Source organism: Streptomyces pathocidini (assembly GCF_001418495.1).
GTDB lineage: Bacteria > Actinomycetota > Actinomycetes > Streptomycetales > Streptomycetaceae > Streptomyces > Streptomyces pathocidini.
Map to the genome: position 1 here is coordinate 1 of NZ_LIQY01000249.1, position 6,115 is coordinate 6,115.

The window sequence follows — 6,115 nt, forward strand, 5'->3', positions numbered from 1 at the left end:
TGGGGCACGTGCACTCCTTCCGGGAGGAGGTGCGTGGCGGGAGAGGTGAAGGAAACTTCCAGGATTTACCTGGAGACACGGTTATCCGGAAAGTTATCGCCAGTCAATGGGAAGCGCCGGTCGCCAGCGGGTCAGACGCTCCGTCAGCAGCCGGACGCGCGGAGCCAGGGCTCACCACCCCGGCCAGGGAAGGTGGGCGGGCCGGGTGGCTTCAGGCGGACTGGGCCAGCAGCCGCGCCAGATGGTCGCGGCCCGCTTCCAGGAGCGGTGGCAGGTCCGCCGCCCGCTCGTACCAGCGCTTCTCGTACTCCCAGCACAGCCAGCCGTCCCAGCCCGCACGGCTGAGCTGCTCGACGGTCTCGGCGAGGGGCAGGCAGCCGGTGCCCAGCGCGAGCGGGGTGGTGTCGTCGGGGGAGGCGATGTCCTTCACCTGAAGGTAGCCGAGGTGCGGGGCGAGGATCGGCCAGGTCGCGACGGGGTCCTCGCTGCCCAGCCAGGTGTGCATCACGTCCCAGAGGGCACCCGCGCCGCGGTGGTCCACCAGACCCAGCACGCGGGCGGCGTCCACGCCGCGGCGGTGCGAGTCGTGGGTCTCCAGTAGGATCCGCACGCCCATGTCGGTGGCGTGCGGGGCGGCGGCCGCCAGGCGGCGCGCGGCGACCGCGTCCGCCTCGTCCGCCGGTTGGTCGCCGCCGCCGGGAAAGACCCTCACATATGAGGCGCCCAGGTCGCGGGCGAGGGCGAGCAGGGAGTGGATCTCGTCCAGGACGGGCTCGTCGTCCCCGGGCGCGGCCACGCGCGCGTACCCCGCGACGGTGAGGATTTCCACCCCGGCCACCTTGAACTCCTCGACGACGTCGGCGCGTTGGTGGAGGCCGATGCCCGGGTGCACCGGCTCCTCGGGGTGGGCCCGCAACTCCACGCCGTGGTAGCCGTTCTCAGCCGCCAGCCGGACCACGTCGGCGATGGGCAGGCCAGGGACTCCGAGGGTCGAGAAGGCGAGTTTCACGGCGGCTCCAGAGAGGACAGCAAGCGGTTGTTACGCGGGTGGCCTCCATGGTGCCGCCGACCCGGACCAGGGAGAAGGGGCCGGTCCCTACAGAACCAGGCGCCAGTCCTGGCCCACCAGGTCCGCGCCGTAACTGTGGTGGGGCTTCTCCGCCATCAGCTCGAACCCGGCCCGGGTGTAGATCCTCCGGGCGGCCCCGAGGGCGTCGTTGGTCCACAGCACCAGCTCGCGGTACCCGGCCTGGCGCGCGAAGCGCACGCACTCGCCCACCAGTCGGTCCCCGAGCCCGTGCCCGCGCGCCGCGGAGTCCACGAGCAGCAGCCGCAGCCGCGCGGTGGTGGGCGCCTCGTCCCGTACGCACATCACGCACCCGACCGTACGGCCGGCCGACTCGGCGATCCACACCCGCTCCAGCAGTGGGTCGTGGTCCTCCGCGAAGTCCGCGACGATCCGCGCCACCAGCGCCTCGAAGTCCGCGTTCCACCCGAACTCGCGTGCGTACAACGCCCCATGGGCCTGCACGATCCACCCGAGGTCGCCCGGCTCCGGCTCGCGCAGCCGCGGCTCGGGCCCGGGGGAGGTGTCGCTGGCGTTCACGTCGGCTGCCTCCGTAACGCTGTGGCCGGAACCGGGCCTGCCGGCCGACCGGGGAGAACCCACGATAGCGCGGGTGACCCGGCGGCCGGATGGCCTGTGGATAACCCCCGAAGAGCGCTTGTGGTCAGGCCTTTTCCGGCGGCGGAGCCGTCGAGGCGCGGGCCATCAGGTCCGAGCGGATCGTGGCCACGCCGCCGGGCGGCGTGGCCTCGCGGCCCATCGCCAGCCGGCCCGCCCGGGCGCCCGCCGCCTGCAGGGGCAGCCGTACGGTCGTGAGCGCGGGCACCGCGTCCGCGCTGAAGGGCAGGTCGTCGAAGCCGGCCACCGACACGTCCTGCGGGATGCGCAGGCCCCGGTCGCGCAGGGCCGCGCAGACGCCCAGCGCGATCGTGTCGTTGGCGGCGGCGATCGCGGTCAGGTCCGGGCGTCTGCGCAGCAGTTCGAGCGCCGCGTCGTAGCCGGAGGCGCGGTCGTACGAGCCGTGGACCGTCAGCTCCTCGGCGCCCGCCAGGAGCCCGGCGGTGGCCAGCGCGGCGCGGTGGCCCTCAAGGCGGTGGCGGGTGGTGGTCCGGTCGGCCGGGCCAGTGACGTAGCCGATCCGGCGGTGGCCCAGGGCCAGCAGGTGCTCGGTCAGCCGCTGGGCCCCGCCCCGGTTGTCGAAGGCGAGGGTGACGGCCGCGGAAGCGGGCTCCTCGCCGGCGGGCGGGCGCCCGCACAGGACGACCCGGGTGCCCGCCGCGGCCAGCCGGCCGAGCTTCGCCGTGACGGCCGCCGCGTGCTCGGGCCCCTCGACCGCGCCGCCCGTCAGGACGACCGCGGCCGCGCGCTGGCGCTGGAGCAGGGTGAGGTAGGTGAGTTCGCGCTCCGGCGAGCCGCCGGTGTTGCACACCACGGCCAGCTTCTCGCCGCTCCCGCCCCGCTGACCGCCGCCGATCTCGGACTGCACGGCACTTGCGATGATGCCGAAGAACGGGTCGGCGATGTCGTTGACGAGGATGCCGACCAGGTCGGAGGTGGCGGCCGCGAGCGCGCTCGCGGGACCGTTCAGCACGTAGTCCAGCTCGTCGACCGCGCGCAGCACGCGCGCTCTGGTCGCCTCGGAGACGGGGTAGTTGCCGCTGAGCACGCGGGAGACCGTGGCCGAGGAGACCTGGGCGCGGGCCGCCACATCCGCCAGGGTCACTGCCATGTCTGCCTCCGCGTCCGGGATCCGAGCCTTGGGTACTACCAGTTGTGCCGGGTGCACCGCCAGTCGTGCACGCGTCCCCCGAGCCGGCCGGGCGCCTTGGGGTCCCGCTCCCGAACCCCCGTTGTTCGACCACCCGGACACATGCTCTCACTTCGTGAGACGAGCGGTAGCGGTGTTGAGTTCCTTTCCTCCAGCCCCTTGTTCAGACATTTGGGCCGTGCCTAGGGTCCGTCCCGGCAAGCGCTTTCCGTTGGCCGCCGAAGGAGCGTACTCCCATGCCCCCAGCCACCCAACGCCTCCGTGCAGCCGTCGTCGGCACGGGCGGCATCGTGACCGGCAGCCACCTGCCGGCCCTGAGAGAAAACGCCACCCACATAGAGCTGGTGGCCGCCGTGGACGTGGACAAGAAACGGCTCGAGGCCTTCCGCCGAGCCGCCGCCGAGACCACCGGCGGCGGTACGGGCTGGAACGTCGCCGGATACACCGGTCTGGACGAGATGCTCGCGGAGCAGCGCCCCGACCTCGTCCTCATCGGCACCCCTCCCTCGCTCCACCGCGAGCAGACCGTGGCCGCGCTGCGGGCCGGGGCCTGGGTGCTGTGCGAGAAGCCGCTGTGCCTCTCGCTGGCCGAGTACGACGAGATCGCCGCGGCCGAGGGCACCGGCGCCCAAGGCCCCTACGCCGCCGTGGTGTTCCAGCACCGCTACGGCTCGGGCGCCGTCCACGCGCGCGAACTGCTGGCCGGGAAACTCGGCGCCCCGCTCGTCGCGCACTGCCAGACCACCTGGTACCGCAACGCCGACTACTACGCCGTCCCCTGGCGCGGGAAGTGGGCCACCGAGGGCGGCGGCCCCTCCATGGGGCACGGCATCCACCAGATGGACCTGCTGCTGCACCTCCTCGGCGACTGGAGCGAAGTACGGGGCATGGCCGGGCGCCTGGTCCACGCTGTGGAGAGCGAGGACGTCTCCACAGCGCTCGTACGGTTCGAGAACGGCGCCATGGCCACGGTGGTCAACAGCGTCCTCTCGCCCGACGAGGTCAGCCGGATACGCATCGACTGCGCCGACGCGACCGTCGAACTCACCCACCTCTACCGCCACTCCAACGACGACTGGGTCTACACCCCCGCCCCGCACGCCGCGGCCGACGAGGCCCGCACGCGCGCGTGGAGCACCCCCGCGGCCGACCTGCCCAGCTCCCACGCGGCACAGCTCGCGGGCCTGATCGCCGCGGTGCGCGACGGCAAGCGCCCGCCGGGCGGCGGCCAGGACGCCCGCCGCACACTGGAGTTCATCGCCGCCATCTACAAGTCGGCCTTCACGGGGCGGCCGGTCCACGCGGGCGAGATCGCGCCCGGCGACCCGTACTACCGCGCCATGCACGGGGAACATCCCGACTGGGCGCCGGGGCCCGCCTCCGAGACCCCCGGGGGCGGTACCGCGAAGCCGGGCGAGACCACCGGCGACACCACAGGCGACACCACCAGCGGCACCCTCAAGGAGACCCGATGAGCGCGCGGATCACCGTCAACCACACCCTGGGCGAGGCCATTTCGGTCGCCTCGGGCGGCACGGAGCTGCTGAACTACGTGTACCGGCCCGACCCGGAGGCCTTCGAGTCCCGCAAGCCGTACATCCACCCGCTGCGCACACTCTCCGGCAGCCTCGTCTCCGGCTACCGGCCCAACGACCACCGCTGGCACAAAGGTCTGCAGATGACTGCCAGCCACCTGTCCGGGCAGAACTTCTGGGGCGGCAACTGCTACCTGGGACCCGGGCAGGGCTACCAGGAGAAGCGCGACCGGGTCGGGTCGATGCGCCACGACGGCTTCGAGGCCTTCGAAGCGGCGGAAGACCGGCTGCGCTTCACCGAGTCGCTCACCTGGATCGAGAACGGCGGCGAGGAGTGGGCCAGGGAGCGGCGCACCGTCGAGCTCCACTCCGTGGAGCCGGACGAGGGCTCCTACGCGCTGGACTGGTCCATCCACCTCACCAACACCCGTACCGAACCGCTGCGCTTCGGCTCCCCGACGACCGCGGGCCGCGAAATGGCCGGGTACACCGGCCTCCAGTGGCGCGGGCCGCGCGACTTCACCGGCGGCGACGTCCTGGGCCCGGACGGCCGCGGCGGTGGCGGCGAGCCGGGGGCCGCGGACCTGATGGGCACCCAGGCGCCCTGGCTGGCGTTCGTCGGCACGCACGACGACATCGATGCCAAGAGCACCCTGCTCTTCGCGCACGCCCCCGAGAACGAGGGCGGCATCCACGCCTCGCACTGGTTCGTACGCTCCCGGCCCATCCCCACGGTGGCCTTCTCCTGGGCATTCTTCGAGGAGTTCGAGCTGGCCCCGGGCGAGAGCTTCTCCTACCGCTACCGGGTGGTCGTCGCCGACGGAGCATGGGACCGCGACCGCGCCGAGGCCTACCTCAAGTCGCACGGGTGGTGAGCGAGATGGCCGAGGCGTCGCTGCCGAACCCGCTGCCCGGTGCGTTGCCCAACCCGCTGCCAGGCGCGGTCGGGCTCTCCCACATCAGCTGCTACGAGTGGGAGGCCGCCGACGGCGTGTGCGGCGGCAGCCCGCACATCCACCTGGTCTGCACCGAGGCGTACGTCGTCACGGCGGGCCAGGGGGCCGTGCAGACCCTCACCCCCGACGGCTACCGCGAAACCGAGCTGTCGGCGGGCTCCGTCGCCTGGTTCGGCCCCGGCACCGTCCACCGCATGATCCAGCGGGGCGGGCTGAAGATCACCGTGCTGATGCAGAACAGCGGGCTTCCGGAGGCCGGTGACGCGGTGTTCACCTTCCCGCCGGAGATCCTGGCCGACCCGGAGCGGTACGCGGCGGCGGCCGCGCTCCCCGCGAAGGAGGGCCCGGCTGCCGAGGAGGCGGCGAGGCGCCGCCGTGACCTGGCCGTCGAGGGCTACCTCGAACTGCGCGCGGCGCTCGAAAAGGGCGACCCGGGACCGCTGCACGCCTTCCACGCGGCGGCGGCCCGGCTCGTACGGCCCAAGGTCGCCGGCTGGCAGGAGCTGTGGCGGGCGGGCGCGCTCGCCGCCGCACAGCGCACCGGAGTTCAGCTGACGGCGCTTGCGTCCGGCGACGCTGTGCACCTGGGGCAGGCCCGCGTCGAGACGTCGGGGGCGACGAGGGAGGGCGGTTACGGGATGTGCGGGCGTCGGGCGGAGTACGAGATTTCGGGTGCGACGCTGCCGATTATCGCGAGTAGCGGCGAGGGGAGTGGAACCTTGCGGCGCCCAGCGGTGTAGGAGAAGTGAACGGTGCTCGCTGGGGGTGCCCGAGGGGCGGGCTGCGGGCC

5 protein-coding genes and 1 pseudogene are annotated in these 6,115 nt (G+C 73.1%); 3 read left to right on the top strand and 3 right to left on the bottom strand.

Translation table 11 applies throughout. The features are described from left to right. Positions 1 to 211: 211 nt before the first annotated feature. The 3 genes and pseudogenes from AOK16_RS13510 to AOK16_RS13520 form a co-directional block, all read right to left on the bottom strand. Positions 212 to 1,009 (bottom strand): sugar phosphate isomerase/epimerase family protein, encoded by a 798-nt coding sequence (locus tag AOK16_RS13510; RefSeq protein WP_055472514.1) that lies wholly within the window; start codon positions 1,007 to 1,009, stop codon positions 212 to 214. Between the two features lie 87 nt (positions 1,010 to 1,096). Continuing rightward, a pseudogene (locus AOK16_RS13515) lies at positions 1,097 to 1,576 on the bottom strand (GNAT family N-acetyltransferase); the annotation flags it as partial. 154 nt (positions 1,577 to 1,730) lie between these two features. Further along, a complete protein-coding gene (locus AOK16_RS13520; RefSeq protein WP_055472515.1) occupies positions 1,731 to 2,795 on the bottom strand; it encodes a LacI family DNA-binding transcriptional regulator in 1,065 nt (354 codons plus the stop codon). 275 nt (positions 2,796 to 3,070) lie between these two features. Here AOK16_RS13520 and AOK16_RS13525 point away from each other — a divergent pair, with 275 nt between their 5' ends. From AOK16_RS13525 to AOK16_RS13535, 3 genes are read left to right on the top strand one after another with little or no spacing between them, the layout of a single operon-like run. Continuing rightward, the gene (locus tag AOK16_RS13525) at positions 3,071 to 4,309 is read left to right on the top strand and encodes a Gfo/Idh/MocA family protein (protein ID WP_079101345.1); all 1,239 of its coding nucleotides are present in this window, start codon (positions 3,071 to 3,073) and stop codon (positions 4,307 to 4,309) included. Continuing rightward, positions 4,306 to 5,244: a DUF6807 domain-containing protein gene (locus AOK16_RS13530; protein WP_055472516.1), complete on the top strand. Its 939-nt coding sequence runs from the start codon at positions 4,306 to 4,308 to the stop codon at positions 5,242 to 5,244. Before AOK16_RS13525 ends, AOK16_RS13530 begins: the two co-directional genes overlap by 4 nt. A gap of 5 nt (positions 5,245 to 5,249) precedes the next feature. Beyond that, positions 5,250 to 6,065, top strand: coding sequence for a cupin domain-containing protein (locus AOK16_RS13535; RefSeq protein WP_055472517.1), 816 nt, complete (start codon positions 5,250 to 5,252; stop codon positions 6,063 to 6,065). The last annotated feature ends 50 nt before the right edge of the window (positions 6,066 to 6,115 follow it).